The sequence below is a fragment of the Streptomyces avermitilis MA-4680 = NBRC 14893 genome, assembly GCF_000009765.2.
In the GTDB taxonomy this organism is placed as follows: Bacteria; Actinomycetota; Actinomycetes; order Streptomycetales; family Streptomycetaceae; genus Streptomyces; species Streptomyces avermitilis.
In genome coordinates, this window is sequence record NC_003155.5 from 6,757,616 (window position 1) to 6,774,320 (window position 16,705).

Annotated in this window: 16 protein-coding genes and 1 pseudogene; 9 read left to right on the forward strand and 8 right to left on the reverse strand. The window is 71.4% G+C overall.

Features of this window, described 5'->3' with window-relative positions:
• Positions 1-18 precede the first annotated feature (18 nt).
• The 3 genes from ybeY to SAVERM_RS28825 are packed head-to-tail and all read left to right on the forward strand — an operon-like array spanning position 19 to position 2,176.
• On the forward strand, positions 19-516 hold the full coding sequence (gene ybeY / locus SAVERM_RS28815) for an rRNA maturation RNase YbeY (RefSeq protein ID WP_010986986.1): 498 nt from the start codon (positions 19-21) through the stop codon (positions 514-516).
• On the forward strand, positions 513-1,820 hold the full coding sequence (locus SAVERM_RS28820) for a hemolysin family protein (RefSeq protein WP_010986987.1): 1,308 nt from the start codon (positions 513-515) through the stop codon (positions 1,818-1,820). The genes ybeY and SAVERM_RS28820 overlap by 4 nt, the downstream gene beginning before the upstream one ends.
• Entirely contained in the window at positions 1,817-2,176 is a 360-nt protein-coding gene (locus tag SAVERM_RS28825; protein WP_010986988.1) for an MmcQ/YjbR family DNA-binding protein, read from the forward strand. Before SAVERM_RS28820 ends, SAVERM_RS28825 begins: the two co-directional genes overlap by 4 nt.
• On the opposite strand, the gene SAVERM_RS28830 is transcribed toward SAVERM_RS28825, so the two are convergent.
• On the reverse strand, positions 2,138-3,607 hold the full coding sequence (locus SAVERM_RS28830) for an MFS transporter (RefSeq protein WP_010986989.1): 1,470 nt from the start codon (positions 3,605-3,607) through the stop codon (positions 2,138-2,140). The genes SAVERM_RS28825 and SAVERM_RS28830 overlap by 39 nt on opposite strands.
• A 206-nt stretch (positions 3,608-3,813) precedes the next feature.
• Between SAVERM_RS28830 and SAVERM_RS28835 the strand changes: the two genes are divergently transcribed.
• From SAVERM_RS28835 to SAVERM_RS28855, 5 genes and pseudogenes are all read left to right on the forward strand, one after another.
• Complete coding sequence (locus SAVERM_RS28835; RefSeq protein ID WP_010986990.1) at positions 3,814-4,683, forward strand: helix-turn-helix transcriptional regulator; 870 nt, start codon at positions 3,814-3,816, stop codon at positions 4,681-4,683.
• Between the two features lie 41 nt (positions 4,684-4,724).
• Positions 4,725-5,078 carry a cytidine/deoxycytidylate deaminase family protein gene (locus tag SAVERM_RS28840; RefSeq protein ID WP_010986991.1) on the forward strand — a complete coding sequence of 118 codons (354 nt, stop codon included), beginning with the start codon at positions 4,725-4,727 and terminating at the stop codon, positions 5,076-5,078.
• Between the two features lie 383 nt (positions 5,079-5,461).
• Entirely contained in the window at positions 5,462-5,941 is a 480-nt protein-coding gene (locus SAVERM_RS28845) for a hypothetical protein (protein WP_010986992.1), read from the forward strand.
• Positions 5,942-6,182: 241 nt separating this feature from the next.
• The gene (locus SAVERM_RS28850) at positions 6,183-7,505 is read left to right on the forward strand and encodes a WxL domain-containing protein (RefSeq protein ID WP_010986993.1); all 1,323 of its coding nucleotides are present in this window, start codon (positions 6,183-6,185) and stop codon (positions 7,503-7,505) included.
• A 140-nt stretch (positions 7,506-7,645) separates the two neighbouring features.
• A pseudogene (locus SAVERM_RS28855) lies at positions 7,646-8,659 on the forward strand (DUF916 domain-containing protein); the annotation flags it as partial.
• Here SAVERM_RS28855 and SAVERM_RS40500 read toward each other — a convergent pair.
• Positions 8,556-8,894: a P-II family nitrogen regulator gene (locus tag SAVERM_RS40500; protein WP_010986995.1), complete on the reverse strand. Its 339-nt coding sequence runs from the start codon at positions 8,892-8,894 to the stop codon at positions 8,556-8,558. The pseudogene SAVERM_RS28855 and the gene SAVERM_RS40500 overlap by 104 nt on opposite strands.
• Positions 8,891-10,201, reverse strand: a complete 1,311-nt coding sequence (locus tag SAVERM_RS28865; protein WP_010986996.1) for an ammonium transporter — start codon at positions 10,199-10,201, stop codon at positions 8,891-8,893. The genes SAVERM_RS40500 and SAVERM_RS28865 overlap by 4 nt, the downstream gene beginning before the upstream one ends.
• 166 nt (positions 10,202-10,367) lie before the next feature.
• Here SAVERM_RS28865 and era point away from each other — a divergent pair, with 166 nt between their 5' ends.
• Entirely contained in the window at positions 10,368-11,360 is a 993-nt protein-coding gene (gene era, locus SAVERM_RS28870) for a GTPase Era (protein WP_010986997.1), read from the forward strand.
• Positions 11,361-11,425: 65 nt separating this feature from the next.
• On the opposite strand, the gene SAVERM_RS28875 is transcribed toward era, so the two are convergent.
• Genes SAVERM_RS28875 through SAVERM_RS28895 form a run of 5 tightly spaced genes read right to left on the reverse strand, consistent with a single transcriptional unit; the run spans position 11,426 to position 16,338 of the window.
• Positions 11,426-12,271, reverse strand: a complete 846-nt coding sequence (locus SAVERM_RS28875; protein ID WP_010986998.1) for a GNAT family N-acetyltransferase — start codon at positions 12,269-12,271, stop codon at positions 11,426-11,428.
• Between the two features lie 42 nt (positions 12,272-12,313).
• The gene (locus SAVERM_RS28880) at positions 12,314-13,579 is read right to left on the reverse strand and encodes an MFS transporter (protein ID WP_010986999.1); all 1,266 of its coding nucleotides are present in this window, start codon (positions 13,577-13,579) and stop codon (positions 12,314-12,316) included.
• Complete coding sequence (locus SAVERM_RS28885; protein ID WP_010987000.1) at positions 13,576-14,901, reverse strand: GH1 family beta-glucosidase; 1,326 nt, start codon at positions 14,899-14,901, stop codon at positions 13,576-13,578. Before SAVERM_RS28885 ends, SAVERM_RS28880 begins: the two co-directional genes overlap by 4 nt.
• Positions 14,902-14,947: 46 nt before the next feature.
• Positions 14,948-15,214, reverse strand: a complete 267-nt coding sequence (locus tag SAVERM_RS28890; RefSeq protein WP_010987001.1) for a protealysin inhibitor emfourin — start codon at positions 15,212-15,214, stop codon at positions 14,948-14,950.
• Between the two features lie 53 nt (positions 15,215-15,267).
• Positions 15,268-16,338 (reverse strand): M4 family metallopeptidase, encoded by a 1,071-nt coding sequence (locus SAVERM_RS28895; RefSeq protein WP_010987002.1) that lies wholly within the window; start codon positions 16,336-16,338, stop codon positions 15,268-15,270.
• Between the last annotated feature and the right edge of the window lie 367 nt (positions 16,339-16,705).

The window sequence follows — 16,705 nt, forward strand, 5'->3', positions numbered from 1 at the left end:
AGGAGACAAGCCAGCACCATGTCGATCGACGTCAACAACGAATCCGGAACCGAGGTCGACGAGCAGGCGATCCTCGACATCGCCCGCTACGCGCTCGCGCGGATGCGCATCCACCCGCTCTCCGAGCTCTCGGTGATCGTCGTGGACGCGGACGCCATGGAGCAGCTGCACATCCAGTGGATGGACCTGCCGGGCCCGACGGATGTCATGTCCTTCCCGATGGACGAGCTGCGCCCGCCCATGAAGGACGACGACGAGCCCCCGCAGGGCCTGCTCGGCGACATCGTGCTCTGCCCCGAGGTCGCCGAGCGGCAGGGCAAGGAAGCACCCACGCAGCACTCCATGGACGAGGAGCTCCAGCTCCTGGCCGTCCACGGAGTGCTGCACCTGCTCGGTTACGACCACGAGGAGCCGGACGAGAAGGCCGAGATGTTCGGCCTCCAGGCCGCCATCGTGGACGGCTGGCGCGCGGAGAAGGGCCTGACCGGCCCGTCCCCGGCCCCGACCGTGTCATGAGCCCCCAGCTCGTCATCGGCGCCATCGCCCTCGTGGTCGTCGCCTGGCTCGCCGCCTGCGCGGAGGCGGGCCTCGCGCGCGTCTCCAGCTTCCGCGCCGAGGAGGCCGTACGGTCCGGGCGGCGCGGCAGCGCGAAGCTCGCGCAGATCGCCGCCGACCCCACCCGCTATCTCAATGTCGCCCTGCTGGTGCGCGTGGCGTGCGAGATGGCGGCCGCCGCGCTCGTCACCTACGCCTGCCTGAAGGAGTTCGACCGGACCTGGCAGGCGCTGGCGGTCGCCATCGGCGTCATGGTCCTCGTGTCGTACGTGGCCGTCGGCGTCTCCCCGCGCACCATCGGCCGCCAGCACCCGCTGAACACGGCGACGGCAGCCGCGTACGTGCTGCTCCCGCTGGCCCGGATCATGGGCCCGATCCCGCCCCTGCTCATCCTCATCGGCAACGCGCTCACCCCCGGCAAGGGCTTCCGGCGCGGCCCCTTCGCCTCCGAGGCCGAGCTGCGTGCGATGGTCGACCTCGCCGAGAAGGAGTCCCTCATCGAGGACGAGGAGCGCCGCATGGTGCACTCGGTCTTCGAGCTGGGCGACACGCTCGTGCGCGAGGTCATGGTGCCGAGGACGGACCTGGTGGTCATCGAGCGCTACAAGACCATCCGCCAGGCGCTGACCCTGGCCCTGCGCTCCGGGTTCTCCCGCATCCCGGTCACGGGCGAGAGCGAGGACGACATCGTCGGGATGGTGTACCTGAAGGACCTGGTCCGCAAGACGCACATCAGCCGGGACGCCGAGTCCGAGCTGGTGTCCACCGCGATGCGCCCGGCCACCTTCGTGCCCGACACCAAGAACGCGGGCGATCTGCTGCGCGAGATGCAGCAGGAGCGCAACCACGTCGCGGTCGTCATCGACGAGTACGGTGGCACGGCCGGGATCGTCACCATCGAGGACATCCTGGAGGAGATCGTCGGCGAGATCACCGACGAGTACGACCGGGAGCTGCCGCCCGTCGAGGACCTGGGCGACGACCGCCACCGGGTCACCGCCCGCCTCGACATCGGCGACCTCGGCGAGCTGTACGGCATCGAGGCCTACGACGACGAGGACGTGGAGACGGTCGGTGGACTGCTCGCCAAGGCGCTCGGGCGGGTCCCGATCGCCGGTGCCTCCTCGGTCGTCGAACTGCCCGACGGCCGTGAACTCCGCCTGACCGCGGAGACGTCGGCGGGCCGCCGGAACAAGATCGTGACGGTCCTCGTGGAGCCGATCGACCCGGCCGGACCCTCGGCGGAGGGGGCGAAGGAGGAATGACCCCGCAGGAACTGCGCGCGTTCTGCCTGTCCTTCAACGCGACCGTCGAGGACTTCCCCTTCACCCCGGAGACCTCGGTCTTCAAGGTGCAGGGCAAGCTCTTCGCGCTGACCCGCCTGGACGCGCGGCCCCTGACGGTCAATCTGAAGTGCGACCCGGATGACGCGGTGCGGCTGCGGAGCGAGTACGAGGGACTGATCATCCCCGGCTACCACATGAACAAGCGGCACTGGAACACCGTCACGGTGGACGGCGAGCTCCCGGACCGTCTGGTCCGGGAGCTCGTCGAGGACTCGTACGACCTGGTGGTCGCGGGCCTACCGAGAGCCGACCGCCTCCGCCTCGACCGCCCCTGAGGCCGCGCCCGGGGCCGTCGCGGGCCGCCGGCCCAGTCCCACCGCGATCAGTACCGCCGCCGCCAGGACGATCACGGCGTCCAGGGCCAGCACCGTGTGCACCCCGGCGAGCAGGTCCGAGGACGTGGTGGCCAGGACGCCCAGGAGCGGGATGCCGATGGTGATGCCGACCTGCTGGGTCGACGTCACCAGGCCGGTGGCCAGGCCCTGTTCGTCGTCGGGCACGCCCGAGGTGACCGTCAGGCCGTACGAGATGATCGCGCCCAGGTGGCACATGCTGGCCAGGGACACCGCGGCGGTGGCGAGCCACACGGACCAGCCGCCGTCGCCGAGAGCCACCAGCGTGGCCACGAACGCGCCCTGTCCGGCCAGGGAGACCACCAGCGTACGGCGGGCGCCGAGCCGGCCGATGACCTTGGAGGCGTTCGCCCCCGCCACCGCCGACAGCACGCCCTGGACCCCGAAGACCAGGCCCGTCTCGAAGGCCGAGAGGCCCAGGGTCTCCTGGAGGTACAGGGTCAGGACGAAGACCACCGTCGACATCATCGAGAAGGTGATCAGACCGCCCAGGTTGCCCCAGGCCACCGTGCGGCGGCGCAGCATGGGCAGCGAGACGAGGGGTGCCTCGGCGTGGGACTCGACGGTCACGAAGGCCGCCAGCAGGAGTACGCCCGCGACCAGCGTCGCGATGACGTCGGTGCCGCCGAAGCCGCGTTCGGCGGCCGTCGACAGGGCGTAGATCAGGGACAGCAGTCCGCCGGTGACGGTGACCGCGCCGGGGATGTCCAGCCGCGGGCGGTCCGGGGTGCGGGACTCGGGCAGCAGCCCGGGCGCCAGCGGCAGCACGATCAGCGCGAAGAGGGTGAGCAGCCCCATGGTGGAACGCCAGCCGAACGCGTCCGTCAGTACGCCGCCCGCGACCATGCCGACCGTGAAGCCGAGCGACAGCAGCGTGCCGGAGATGCCGAGGGCGCGGTCGCGGGCGGGGCCCTCCGGGAACGTCGTGGTCAGCAGCGACATGCCGGTCGGCACGATCGCCGCCGCGCCGAGGCCCTGGAGGGCGCGGCCCGCCAGGAACGACGCCGGGTCCCAGGCGAAGGTCGCAAGGAGCGAGGCCGTGCCGAAGAGGGCCAGGCCGGTCAGGAACAGCCTGCGACGGCCGTAGAGGTCGCCGATGCGGCCGAAGAGGAGCAGGAAGCCGCCGGAGGGCAGCGCGAACGCGGTGACCGCCCACTGGAGCGCGGACTGGCTCATGCCCAGGTCCCTGCCGAGGACGGGCAGGGCGACGTTGAGTACGGAGAAGTCGAGCGCGACCATGAACTGCGCCGCGCACAGGACGAAGAGCACGAGCTTGTCGCGGGTCGACAGCCGGGTGTCGAGAGGGGGTTGCGGTTCGTGGACGGGAGCGGATGAGGTGGTGTCGATCGCCATGGCAAGAGCTTCGGGCGATCGGAATATCCGTGGGGAGTCAGAACTTATGGTGGTGCTGGCACCACCAGGCACCACCAGGCACCACCAGGCACCGTCAGGCGCCACCAGGCACCCCACACGTGCCACCAGCACACCGCCAGGCACCGCCGAGAGACAGCACACACATCGCACGCGCAACGCGCGCACATCGCAAGGGGGATGCGTACGTGGCCGAGGACGCGCTCAAGACCCATCGGCTGCGGGAACTGCGCGAGTTCCTGATGAGCCGCCGGGCCCGGGTCACACCCGTGGAGGCCGGTCTGCCGGACGGCGGCGCGCGGCGCCGCACCCCCGGGCTGCGCCGTGAGGAGGTCGCCGTGCTCGCCGGCGTGGGTGCCTCCTGGTACCAGTGGCTGGAGCAGGGGCGGGACATCTCCGTCTCCCCGCAGGTCCTGGACGCCGTCGCCCGCGTGCTGCGGCTCAGCAACGCCGAGCGACGCCATCTGTACGTCCTCGCCGGCCTGAACCCGCCGGCGCCCGAGCCCGCGAGCAGGGACGACTGCGAGGGGCTGCGGCGGCTGATCGACACGTGGATGCCGTATCCGGCGCACATCATGGACATCTACTACAACTGCGTGATGTACAACGACGCGGCCGGTGTGGTGCTCGGCATGCGGCCCGAGAACACGCAGAACTGCCTCATCGACTTCTTCACCGACCAGCTCTACCGGGGGCGTTCCCACAGCTGGGAGCGGAACGCGCGCACGGTGGTCGCCCAGTTCCGCGCGACGTGCTCCGCCTGCCCCGACGACGAGGGGTTCCAGCAGGTGCTGGCGCAGGCGAAGGCGGCGAGTGAGGAGTTCGCCGCGCTGTGGGACGAGCGGGACATCCAGGACGCCGGGCTGATCCGCAAGGAGCTGGAGCACCCGGTGGTGGGCCTGCTGTGCGTGGAGTCGACGGCGATGAAGGTGCCGGCGCGGCCCGATCTGACGGTAGTGCTGCACACACCGCTGCCGGAGGCGAACACCGCGGCGAAGCTGGAGTGGCTGGCGTCGCCGGAGGGGCGGCGCGGGACGATGTACCCCGTCGCCGGGTAGCCGCTCGCTCTCGCCGCACCGGTTCTTCGTATGCTCGGGGCATGACCGAAAGCAGCGCGCTTGACCCCGAGGACCGCAAGATCGTCACCCTGGCCCGCTCGGCGCGGGCCCGCAACGGTGTGCCCGAGGGGGCGGCCGTACGGGACGAGACGGGCCGTACGTATGTGGCCGGAACCGTGGCCCTCGACTCGCTGAAGCTGAGCGCGCTCCAGACCGCTGTCGCGATGGCCGTGGCGTCCGGGGCGAAGTCCCTGGAGGCGGCGGCGGTGGTGACGGAATCCGCCGAGGCGTCCGCGGAGGACCGGGCGGCGGTACGTGATCTGGGCGGCCCCGGGACGCCGGTGCTGGTGGCCGGTCCGGACGGGGCCGTGCGGGTCACGGTGACGGCGGGCTGATTCCGCCCTTGCCCCCAGCCCTCGCCGCCCCAGCCCGTCCCATCCCCGGGGCCGAAGCGGGGGTCTGGGGGCGGCAGCCCCCAGGGACGTAACCCTTCCCGCGTCACCGACAGCGTTCTTCGGCCACTTTTTCCAACCCCTGGAAGAATCCGTCGGCATCTCTTGCAATCCCACGCCCCCGGCGCCTCAATGGAATCGTCAATTCCGACGGACCGTCAGATTCGCCGCCGCGTGGCGTGCCGCACCCCGCTCGCGGGCGGTCCGCGTACACCTCTCCCCGCACCCGTCACCGTGCCCCGGCGACGCGTTCGTGTGCGCGGTCCACGGCGGGCCCCAGGTCCGTCCCCCCACATGGCAATTCCCGTATCAGGGAAGGGAATCCGATGAGAAGCAAGCGACTCGGGACAGGCGTGGCGCTGGCCGCGGGCACCTTGGCGGTGGCCGGCCTCGCCTTCGCGCCCACCGCTCAGGCCGTCACTCCCCAGACGGCCACGATCGTCGCGGACTGCGGCACCTACGGCGGTGGTGAGGCCACCCTCACGGCCACCCAGAGCGGCACCGCCGCCACCATCACCCTCTCCTCCTCCGAGATCACCTCTCCACTGGCGCTCTCCCAGGACTCGATCACGTCCACGCTCACCCTGGTGAAGGCGAGCGGCGGCACCACGGCCTTCACCGGCACCAAGAACCCGGCCGTCGCCGCCGGTGCCGGCGTCACGGTCGGCCCGCTCAGCGGCACCGTGGCCGCCGGCGACAGCCTTCAGGCGTACGGCGGCTCCCTCAAGATGGTGATCTTCGGGTTCGTCACCATCACGTGTACGGCGCAGGGGCTCCAGTCACCCGGGCCGTTCGTGTACGAGTAGGCCACCGCGGTAACCAAGCCCGCACGTACGGACCGGTGCCGCCCGCGCACGTCGCGGCACCGGTTCCTTCAACTTGCCTGCGGGCAAGCCAAGTTGGCGACATACGTGACATTGACAGAACCTGATGGCCCATCAGTCGGTGTGCGGCGGGTCCATTGACTATTCACACAACCTGCACATCAATGACCCCCTGTCGGCGCAGAAAGAGCCGCTGCGCCCGCATCTCCCAAAAGGGGGCAACATGGCTGCCAGAACCCGAAGACACCGCTGGGCGGCGGTGCTCGGAGCGACCGCGCTCGCGCTCGCCGGGGGAGGGGCGCTGGCCTGCCCGGCCGGTGCCGTCTCACAGCAGGTGGACTTCGCCACGCACTGCATACCGCCCGCGATCGCGGGCATCCCGCCGATCGACGGCACGACCGCCGCGAAGATCGACGTCGACAACACCGCGCCCAAGGTGGGCGACACGGTCACCGTGACCTACACGGTGGTCACGCCCGCCGCGAGCAACCCCACCGACCTGGCTCTCCCGGCCGACATCATGACGCCCACCGGCAAGGTCACCCTGGGCGGCGCGCAGACCGGCGCCGTCACGGTCACGGGACCCAAGAAGAACGATCCCGTGCCGGGCAAGGGTGCCTTCCCGTCGTTCAGCATGACCGGCACCTTCACGGTCACCTCACCCGGCGCGATCACGCTCGCGCCCGGCGACTACAACATCCACACCAGCTACATCCTGGAGCTGGACACCCCCTGCACGGTCATCAGCCCGCCCGCGCCCGTCTCCCAGACGATCACCGCCGCCGACACCACGCCGGTCAACAACCGTGCCATCACGCTCGGTTCGGCCTCCGGGAAGCCGGGGGACGGCGTCACCGTCACCGGCAGCAACTTCACCGCGGGCGCGACCGTCACCCTCGCCGGGCGGGCGGGGACGGCCCAGACCGCGGACACGGCGACCGTCACCGCCAACGCGCAGGGCGCCGTCAGTGGCTCGCTCGTCGTGAACGACAAGGCGACGACCGGTGTCGTGGCGTACGAGGGCAGTGCCTGGAGCGACACCAAGGGCGCGGGCCCGGCCGCGTACGTCGTCATCGACGACACGCCGGTCCCGGCCGGCAGCCAGAAGATCAACACCAAGGTCACGGCGGGCACCCTGTCCATGTCGCAGGCCGGTGACACCGTCGACCTCGCGGCGGTCGACTTCGGCAAGGGCGGCTTCTCGCGCGGCTCGCTGCAGACGGTGACCGTCAAGGACTTCCGCGGCGGCGCGGCGGGCTGGTCCCTGACCGGCAAGGTCACCGACTTCACCGGACCCGGCGGGGCGAAGATCGACGCGGCCAAGCTGGGCTGGACCCCGGTGTGCCTCACCAAGGCGGGCAGCCCGAGCACCTGCGCGGCCGGTTCGCCCGGTTCCGTGGGCAGCGCCGGAGCGACTCTGGCGTCCGCTCCCAACGGCACGGTCACCGGCGGTGAGTTCACCGTCGACGCCCGGCTCTCGCTGAACGTGCCGGCGTTCACCCCGGCCGGTTCGTACTCCGGTGTGCTGACACTCACGCTCACCTGAACCGGCCCGTCCCCTAGTGCCGTGACAGGCAACGTTCGCCCCGTCGCGGGCAAACATTGCCTGCCACGGCACTAGGTGGGCCGGGCGCGCACCCGCCCGCCCACCATGTCGTCGACGTCTGCCTCCGGGGGCCCGCACCCATGCTGCGCAAGCCGTACGTCCTCCTCCTGACCGCCCTGCTCGCCGCCGGCCTCGCCACGCCCTCGTACGCCGCCGACAACGGCAGCTGGTCCGTCTTCCCCGTCGCGACGCAGCTCGCCTCGCGCCCGTACTTCTACCTCTCCGCCGACCCCGGCACCACCATCAAGGACAAGGTCGAGGTCGCCAACAAGACCGGGAAGCCGCTGACCTTCCGGCTGTACGCGGCCGACGCCTACAACACCGCGCGTGACGGCGGCTTCGCGGTGCGCACGAGGTCGGAGCGGCAGCGGGGGGTGGGGGCCTGGGCGAAGCCCGCGCGCTCCCGGGTGACCGTCCCACCGCACGACACGGTCACCGTGCCGTTCACACTGCGCGTACCGGAGCGGGCCGAACCGGGCGACCACCCGGGCGCGTTGGTCGCCCTGGACGAACGCGTCGACCGGGGCGACGGCTCGGTCGCGGTCGGGGTGCGGCGGGCGGTGGGCGCACGCGTCTATCTGCGGGTGAACGGCCCGACCGTCCCCGCCGTCGCCGTCGAGAACGTCCGCTTCAGCCACCATCAGCCGCTGATCCCCGGCACCGGAGCCGGCACGGCGACGATCTCGTACACCCTCCGCAACACCGGCAACGTCACCCTCGGCCCCAAGGTGCGGCTGACGGCGAAGGGCCTGTTCGGCCGTACGCTCCTGTCGCGCGGCCTGACGAGGATCCCCGCCGAGCTGCTGCCGGGACAGCGGGTGCGGCTGACCGAGCCGTGGCGCGGATCCCCTCAACTCGACTGGGGCGACGTGACCTTGACGGCCAGCGCCCCGCACACGCGGGAGTCGGCGAGCGTCTCGTTCTTCGCGCTGCCGTGGCCGGCGGCGGTGGTGCTCCTGCTGACGGCGGCCGTGGGGGCGGCGCTGGTGATCAGAGCGCGTCGGGGCCGCGCTCGCCCGTCCGGACCCGTACCACCGTCTCCACCGGAACCGACCACACCTTCCCGTCCCCGATCTTCCCCGTCTGCGCGGCCTTCACGATCGCGTCGATGACCGCGTCCGAGTCCGCGTCCTCGACGACGACCTCGATACGGACCTTGGGGACGAGGTCGACCCGGTACTCGGCGCCGCGGTACACCTCGGTGTGGCCGCGCTGGCGCCCGTACCCGCTCGCCTCGGTCACGGTCAGGCCGTGCACGCCGAGTTCCTGGAGGGCCGTCTTGACCTCGTCGAGGCGGTACGGCTTGACGATCGCGGTGATGAGCTTCATGCCTGGCTCTTGACCTTCTGCGCGGTGGGGACGACGGACGCGGAGCTTGGGGCGCCGTGCCCCAGAATCCCGTGATCGTAAGCGGTCTCGGCGTGCACCGTAAGGTCCAGGCCCTGGTGCTCGTCGTCCTCGGCCGCCCGCAGGCCCATGACCTTGTCGATCAGCTTCCCGAGGCCGTAGGTGACGGCGAAGGCGTACGCCCCCACGGCCACGACCGCCACCAGCTGCTTGCCGAGCTGTCCGAGCCCGCCGCCGTAGAGCAGGCCCTCGGTGCCGCCCGTCATCTCCTTGGCCGCGAAGACCCCGATCAGCAGGGTGCCGATGATCCCGCCGACCAGGTGGACGCCGACGACGTCCAGCGAGTCGTCGTAGTTCAGCTTGAACTTCCAGCCCACGGCGTACGAGCAGACGACACCGGCGGCGAGCCCCACGACCAGCGCGCCGAGCAGGGAGACCGCGCCGCAGGACGGGGTGATGGCGACCAGGCCCGCGACCGCGCCGGAGGCGGCGCCCAGCGTGGTCGGGTGGCCGTCGCGCTTCTGCTCCACGAAGAGCCAGCCGAGCAGGCCGGTGCAGCCGGCGGCGAGCGTGTTGAGGAAGGCCGCGGCGGCCAGTCCGTTGGCGCCGAGCGCCGAACCCGCGTTGAAGCCGAACCAGCCGAACCACAGCAGACCGGCGCCCAGCATCACCATCGGCAGGTTGTGCGGGCGCATGGCGTCCTTCTTGAAGCCGAGGCGCGGCCCGAGGACCAGGCACAGGGCCAGGCCCGAGGCGCCCGACGTGATCTCGACGGGGAGTCCGCCCGCGAAATCGAGGGCGCCGAGGCGGTCGAGGATCCAGCCGCCGGGGCCCCACACCCAGTGGGCGACGGGAACGTATACGAGCAGCGCCCAGAGGGGGACGAAGACCAGCCAGGCCGCGAATTTCGCCCGGTCCGCGATGGCGCCGCTGATGAGGGCGGCGGTGATGATCGCGAAGGTGAGCTGGAAGGTGGCGAAGAGGAGGGTGGGGACCGTGCCGTGGACGTCGGCGGGACCGAGGTCCGCCAGGCCGGCGTGGTCCAGGCCGCCGATGAGTCCGCCCGCGAGGTCGTCGCCGAACGCGAGCGAGTAGCCGGCGGCCAGCCACACGACCGTGACCAGGGCGATCGACACGAAGCTCATCATCAGCATGTTGAGGACGCTCTTCGTGCGGACCATGCCGCCGTAGAACAGGGCCAGGCCGGGGGTCATCAGGAGAACGAGCGCGGTGGCGGCGAGCAGCCATGCGGTGTCGCCGGTGTCGATCCGGGCGGCGGCCAGGGTCACGGTCTCTCCAACGGTGTCGGGGCGTCGTCAGAGCGTCACCGGCGCGCGTTTCGGGTCGGGCACGTACGCGTTTCCGGCGTGTTTCGTGTTGCGTGGGCGTTTCCGTCCCCTCACCGTGCGCCTCCGGAACGCACGGCGTGCGGCGGGCGCTCGACGATCAGGGACAATGGGCGCCATGAGCGTTCGTACCCAGTCATCCGAGCCGTCCGAGGGTGGGGGCACCTCCCACGCCACTAAGGCAGTGGGGGACCACCGCGCCGGCTTCGCCTGCTTCGTGGGCCGCCCCAACGCGGGCAAGTCCACCCTCACGAATGCTCTGGTCGGCCAGAAGGTGGCGATCACCGCCAACCAGCCGCAGACCACGCGGCACACGGTGCGAGGCATCGTGCACCGGCCCGACGCGCAGCTGATCCTGGTGGACACGCCTGGACTGCACAAGCCGCGCACGCTGCTCGGTGAGCGGCTGAACGACATCGTGCGCACCACCTGGGCCGAGGTCGACGTCATCGGCTTCTGTCTGCCCGCGAACGAGAAGCTGGGCCCCGGCGACCGTTTCATCGCGAAGGAGCTGGCGTCGATCAAGAAGACGCCGAAGATCGCGATCGTCACGAAGACCGACCTGGTGGACGGCAAGACGCTGGCGGAACAGCTCATCGCGATCGACCAGCTCGGCCAGGAGCTGGGCTTCGAGTGGGCGGAGATCATCCCGGTGTCGGCGGTCGGTGACAAGCAGGTGGACCTGCTCGCCGACCTGATCGTCCCGCTGCTGCCGGAGGGGCCCGCGCTCTACCCCGAGGGCGACCTGACCGACGAGCCCGAGCAGGTCATGGTGGCCGAGCTGATCCGGGAAGCCGCCCTGGAGGGCGTGCGCGACGAGCTGCCGCACTCCATCGCGGTGGTGGTCGAGGAGATGATCCCGCGCGAGGACCGCCCCGCGGACAAGCCGCTCCTGGACATCCACGCCTTCGTCTACATCGAGCGCCCGAGCCAGAAGGGCATCATCATCGGCCCCAAGGGCAAGCGCCTGAAAGAGGTCGGCATCAAGTCCCGCAAACAGATCGAGGCGCTCCTCGGCACGCCGGTCTTCTTGGACCTCCACGTCAAGGTGGCGAAGGACTGGCAGCGGGACCCTCGGCAGTTGCGGAAGCTGGGGTTCTGAGGGGCTGCGTCTTCCGCTCGGAGGCCACCCGCGTCGACGACCTCGACGCGGGTGGCCCGTAGCCGCTACTCGGCGGGCCCCGCGGGCTCCTCGGGCTCCGCAGGCTCCTCGGGCTCCGCGATGAGGGCCGTGGCCACCCGGGTGAATCCCAGCCGGCCGTACATACGGGCCACGTCCTCGTCCCCGGCGGACAGGAACAGCGTGTCCACGCCGGCCGCCCGCGCGTCGGCCACCAGGGCTGCGGTGACCGCGAGGCCGAGCCCGCGCCGTCGCGCCGAGGGCAGCGTGCCGACGCCCGCGATCTCGCTCACCCGGCCGACCGGCAGATGCATCCCGGAGCAGAGCGCGACACCGTCCTCGACGGCCGCGGCCAGTACCGTGCGCCCCGCGCGGATACGGTCCGCGGCGCCCGGGACCTCACCGGCGCGGTCGGTGATCGCCGCGGCCAGTTCGGCGAGCCCGGCCTCGCCCACCGCGGTGCCGGGGGCCGCGAAGGCCACGTGCGGGACGGCCAACGCGCTTGCCAGGAAAGGGTCCTCGGGGCCCAGGACGCGGACGAGCGGATGCGGTTCGGGCAGCGGCAGGTCCTCGGTCAGGACCATCAGCGGGTGCGCGTGCACCCGCAGCCCCGTCGCCGCGACCGCCTCCCGCAGTCCCGGCGACACCTCCGCCACCCACTCGAACGCCTCGGGCACGCCCAGTTCCCGCTGCCGCTCCCGGACCCGCTCGACGTCCTTCGCGGTGGCCGCGGGGCCCGTCCAGTCCAGGGTCGGCCGCGCGTAGTACGGCCAGCCCGCCGTCTCCCGTACGAAGAGGGTGAGCGGTCCGAAGTCCTCGGCCCGGCCGGCTGCGCGGGGCACGGAGTCGTAGTAGCCCTCGAGCAGGTCGAGGGGCTGGTTCTGAGTAGTCATCGCGGCCATCCAACAGGTAACTCGCCGCCACGGCACCTGAATTCAGTCGACCCCGCGAATCCGCCCCACCAGCACGGCCCCCGCCAGTCCGATCACCGCCGCCACCAGATACAGGACCCGGTAGCCGCCGAGGTACGTGACGATCGGCGCGGCGAGGGCCGGGGCGGCCACCTGGGGGAGGGCGTTGGCCACATTGATGACGCCCAGGTCCTTGCCGCGGTCCAGGGCCTTCGGCAGGACGTCCGTCATCAGCGCGAAGTCGACCGAGGCGAAGACGCCGAAGCCCACGCCGAGCACCGCCGCCGCGACGACCGCGCCGGGCCAGGTCTGCCAGGCCGCCAGGGCCGCCGTCGCCACCGCCATCAGGACGCCCGACCAGATCACGAAGGGCTTGCGGCGGCCGACGCGGTCCGACCACACCCCGCCGACGACGACCGTGGCCAGGAGGGTCACACCGTTCACCGCCGTCAGGATCAGCACCCCCTGTCCGGGGTCGTCGTACCGCAGGCGGTCCCGCAGGTAGTAGAGGAGGTAGAGGAGCACGAGCGCGTTGCTCAGGTTGATCAGGAAGCGGGTCAGCCAGGCCCAGCCCAGATCCGGGTGGCGGCGCGGGCTCAGCCAGAAGGAGGTCACGAAGGCACGCCAGGACCAGGGCGGGCGCGCGGCACGGGGCAGCCGCAGGTCCCGGTACCTCAGTACGTACGGGAGGACCCCGGCGGCCGTGAACAGCGCGCACGCCGCATACCCCGCGCCCACCCCGCCCGCCACCGTCGCCAGCCCCGTGCCCCCGACCACACCGAGGATCTGCGCCGCCCCGAGCCAGCCGCCCACCGCGCCGCGCTGCCGTCTGGGCACCCGGTCGGGCACGGCGGCCGTGACCGCGGCGAACGCCGCGTTCAGCGTCAGCTGGACCAGACACCAGCCCGCCGCCATCGTCCACACCCCGCCCGCGCCCGCGAGCAGCAGCAGCGACAGCGCACCGCCCGCCGCCCCGGCCACGATCCACGGCGTACGGCGGCCCCGGCGCGCCGTCGTGCGGTCCGACAGCGCCCCGAAGAGCGGATTCGCGACCAGCGACACCACCGCGCCCGCGCCCGTGACCCACGCCAGCATCGTCTCCTTCGACATGCCGGTGCCGGGCGCGAAGTCCTCGGCCTGGGAGGCGAGCAGGATCTGGAGCGGGCCGTACCAGCCCACCCAGATCGCCCCGTTGGCGAGTGAGAGCGCGAAGGCCCAGCCACGGCCGACCCGCTCGACGGGCTCGGCGAGGGCCTCCACGGAGGAGGTGACGGGCTCGGCCGCGGTCATCTCCGCGCCCGCAGCGCGTCCCGCAGCCAGCCGTACGAGGCCTTCGGCGTCCGCTCCAGGGTGTCGTAGTCGACGTGTACGAGCCCGAAGCGGCGCTCGTACCCCTCCGCCCACTCGAAGTTGTCCAGCAGCGACCACACGAAGTAGCCGCGCACGTCGACGCCCGCCTCCACCGCGCGGTGGAGCGCCCGCACATGGCCGTCGAGGTAGGCGATCCGCTCCTGGTCGTCGATGCCCTCGTACGAGCAGCCGTTCTCGGTGATGACGATCGGCGGGAGCCGGTCGCCGAACCGCTCACGGAAGCCCGTCAGCAACTCCGTCAGCGCCTGAGGCACCACCGGCCAGCCGAAGTCCGTCACCGGGTGACCCTCGATCTCCCGTACGGAGAAAGGGAGTTCCGCGGGAAGGGTGAGCCCGCCGAACTCGATCTCCGCGCCCTGGGGAGCGCCCACCTTCGTCGGCGCGTAGTAGTTGATGCCGTACCAGTCGATCGGCTCCGCGATGACCTTCAGATCGGACTCGATGCCTGCTGAGCCTTTGGGCATCAGCTCACCGATCCCCTCCGGGTACCGGCCGAGCAGCAGCGGGTCGGAGAACAGGCGGTTGAGGAGGAGGTCGTAGAAGGCCGCCGCCTCCAGGTCCGCCGGCTCCTGGGAGGCCGGCCAGGTCGGTCCGTGCGAGTTCGCGATGCCGATGTCGGTGACCCCGGCCGCGCGCAGCGCCCGTACCGCCAGACCGTGGGCGAGGAGCTGGTGGTGGGCCGCCGGCAGCGCGTCGAAGAGCAACTGCCTGCCGGGGGCGTGCGCACCGAGCGCGTGGCCCAGCAGGGTGTGCTCGGCGGGCTCGTTGAGGGTGATCCACTTCGTCACCCGGTCGCCGAGGCGCTCGGCCACGCGTGCCGCGTACTCGGCGAACCGCGCCGCCGTGTCCCGGTCGAGCCAGTCCAGCGCGAGGGGCAGATCCCAGTGGAAGAGCGTCGGCACGGGGCGGACGCCCGCCGCGCACAGCTCGTCGACCAGGCGGTCGTAGAAGTCGAGGCCGCCGGGTGAGTTCACCCGGGGCCAGGACACGGAGAAGCGGTACGCGTCCACGCCCAGGTCGGCGAGGAGCGCCACGTCCTCGGCGTAGCGGTGGTAGTGGTCGCAGGCCACCGCCGCCGTCGAGCCGTCCTTCACCCGGCCCGGCTCGGCCGTGAAGGCGTCCCACACGGAGGGCTCGCGCTCGTCCGCGGCTCCCTCGATCTGGTGGGCCGAGGTGGAGACACCCCACAGGAAGCCGGCCGGGAACTGAGATATCGGGTTCGTCGCCATGCGCCGGATCATCCGTACCGGCGGTAACGTAAGTCAACGCCCCGGCGTGAACTGCGAGTTACGCCCCTTCCTTGAGTACCCGCGAGACCAGTTTCCGCTGCTCCTCGGTCAGCCGGGGATCCGCGGCGTACACCGTTGTCCCGTCCACGGTGATCTCGTAGCCGAAGCCGTCCGGCACTCCGATCGGGGGCGTGCCCCGGCCCGCGGCGACCGCCCGCTCGGCCAGGGCATGCCACTCGGGTGCGTCGGCCCGCCCCGAGGTGTCCACCTCGGCGTGGCGCTCGATGCCCGCGAACCCGCCCGTACGCTTCACCTGGATACGCATGGGTCCTGTCTAGTACGCGGCGGCCCGAAGAGCTACGACGCAGGCCCGAAGAGCTACGACGTCGGCACGCCGACCTGCTCCCACGCCTTCAGCACCCCCTGCTGCTCCTCGCCGTCCCCGTACCGCGCCTTCGCCGCCGCCACCGTCAGCTTGGCGAAGTCCGCGAAGCTCGCCTGGGACTGGAGCTCGCCGCCGGTCAGCACGTCGTACCAGATCTGCCCGGCCCGCTCCCAGGCGTGCCCGCCGAGCGTGTTGGCCACCAGGTAGAAGGCGTGGTTGGGGATGCCGGAGTTGATGTGCACGCCGCCGTTGTCGCGGCCCGTGCGCACATAGCCGTCCATCGTCCCGGGCTGCGGGTCCTTGCCGAGCAGGTCGTCGTCGTACGCGCTGCCCGGCTCCTTCATCGAGCGCAGCGCCGTGCCGGTGACGCGCGGCGCGAGCAGCCCGGCGCCGATCAGCCAGTCGGCCTCGGTGGCGGTCTGGCCCAGCGTGTACTGCTTGATCAGCGAGCCGAAGACGTCCGACATGGACTCGTTGAGGGCGCCCGGCTGGCCGAAGTAGGTGAGGTTCGCCGTGTACTGCGTGACGCCATGGGTCAGCTCGTGCCCGATGACGTCGACCGGGATGGTGAAGTCGAGGAAGATCTCCCCGTCACCGTCGCCGAACACCATCTGCTCGCCGTTCCAGAAGGCGTTGTTGTAGTTCTCGTCGAAGTGCACGGTCGCGGTCAGCGGCAGGCCCTCGCCGTTGATCGAGTTGCGGGTGTAGGCGCTCAGATAGAGCTCGAAGGTCGCGCCGAGTCCGGCGAACGCGCGGTTGACCGTGGCGTCCTTGCCGGGCTTGTCGTTCTCGCCGCGCACCTTCTTGCCGGGCAGGTCCTGGTGGTGCCTGGCGTCGTAGATCGTGCGCTGCGGCTTGTCCGCGGCCGCGTCCCTGGGCGGGGCCACGGTGGGCGCGCCGAGGACCGTGGTCAGCCGGCGGTGGGTGCGCTCGAGGGCGTCGCGCTCCAGGGTGCGGCGCGCGGGCTCGGCGACCGCGGGGTCCTCGTGCTGGGCGAGCGTGTCGAGGACGTGCGGCGGGACGATGGTGCAGAAGACGGGCTCGAAGCCCCCGTTGGTGGTCATGTCCGGCACCCTTGCACTGGGTGACGACTCTGTCACCACCCGCAACCATGATTGGTGAAATGCGGAGATAAGGAACCCCGGAGTCCGCCCGGGAGTGGTATCGGGGCCTCCGCGGTGGTGCGGGAGCCCTCCGTGGCGGTGCGGAAAGTGGCATTGCGCACTATTTGTCCTATTCCTGGCCACGGTCCCGCATACTGATACGGGCCACGCGCATCCGGCGCGGCTCGGCTAGCATGCGGAGCATCATGCGTTTCGGGCTGCTCCTCCTTAGCTGCCGCGGCGAGGGCCTGTAAGCAGAGGCCGACCCCCTCCCCGCGGAGTCTGGCGTTGCGCCGTCGGCCGTCCTTCCGGACACCACGAGGAGCCC

What these genes read in the sequence shown, in the direction of transcription:
- SAVERM_RS28885 (WP_010987000.1), bottom strand. Translation starts at nt 14,901, where the DNA reads ATGATCCGGCGCATGGCGACGAACCCGATATCTCAGTTCCCGGCCGGC.
- SAVERM_RS28880 (WP_010986999.1), bottom strand. Translation starts at nt 13,579, where the DNA reads ATGACCGCGGCCGAGCCCGTCACCTCCTCCGTGGAGGCCCTCGCCGAG.
- SAVERM_RS28895 (WP_010987002.1), bottom strand. Translation starts at nt 16,338, where the DNA reads ATGACCACCAACGGGGGCTTCGAGCCCGTCTTCTGCACCATCGTCCCG.
- SAVERM_RS28840 (WP_010986991.1), top strand. Translation starts at nt 4,725, where the DNA reads ATGACCGAAAGCAGCGCGCTTGACCCCGAGGACCGCAAGATCGTCACC.
- era (WP_010986997.1), top strand. Translation starts at nt 10,368, where the DNA reads ATGGGCGCCATGAGCGTTCGTACCCAGTCATCCGAGCCGTCCGAGGGT.
- SAVERM_RS28820 (WP_010986987.1), top strand. Translation starts at nt 513, where the DNA reads ATGAGCCCCCAGCTCGTCATCGGCGCCATCGCCCTCGTGGTCGTCGCC.
- SAVERM_RS40500 (WP_010986995.1), bottom strand. Translation starts at nt 8,894, where the DNA reads ATGAAGCTCATCACCGCGATCGTCAAGCCGTACCGCCTCGACGAGGTC.
- SAVERM_RS28875 (WP_010986998.1), bottom strand. Translation starts at nt 12,271, where the DNA reads ATGACTACTCAGAACCAGCCCCTCGACCTGCTCGAGGGCTACTACGAC.
- SAVERM_RS28825 (WP_010986988.1), top strand. Translation starts at nt 1,817, where the DNA reads ATGACCCCGCAGGAACTGCGCGCGTTCTGCCTGTCCTTCAACGCGACC.
- SAVERM_RS28890 (WP_010987001.1), bottom strand. Translation starts at nt 15,214, where the DNA reads ATGCGTATCCAGGTGAAGCGTACGGGCGGGTTCGCGGGCATCGAGCGC.
- SAVERM_RS28830 (WP_010986989.1), bottom strand. Translation starts at nt 3,607, where the DNA reads ATGGCGATCGACACCACCTCATCCGCTCCCGTCCACGAACCGCAACCC.
- SAVERM_RS28850 (WP_010986993.1), top strand. Translation starts at nt 6,183, where the DNA reads ATGGCTGCCAGAACCCGAAGACACCGCTGGGCGGCGGTGCTCGGAGCG.
- ybeY (WP_010986986.1), top strand. Translation starts at nt 19, where the DNA reads ATGTCGATCGACGTCAACAACGAATCCGGAACCGAGGTCGACGAGCAG.
- SAVERM_RS28845 (WP_010986992.1), top strand. Translation starts at nt 5,462, where the DNA reads ATGAGAAGCAAGCGACTCGGGACAGGCGTGGCGCTGGCCGCGGGCACC.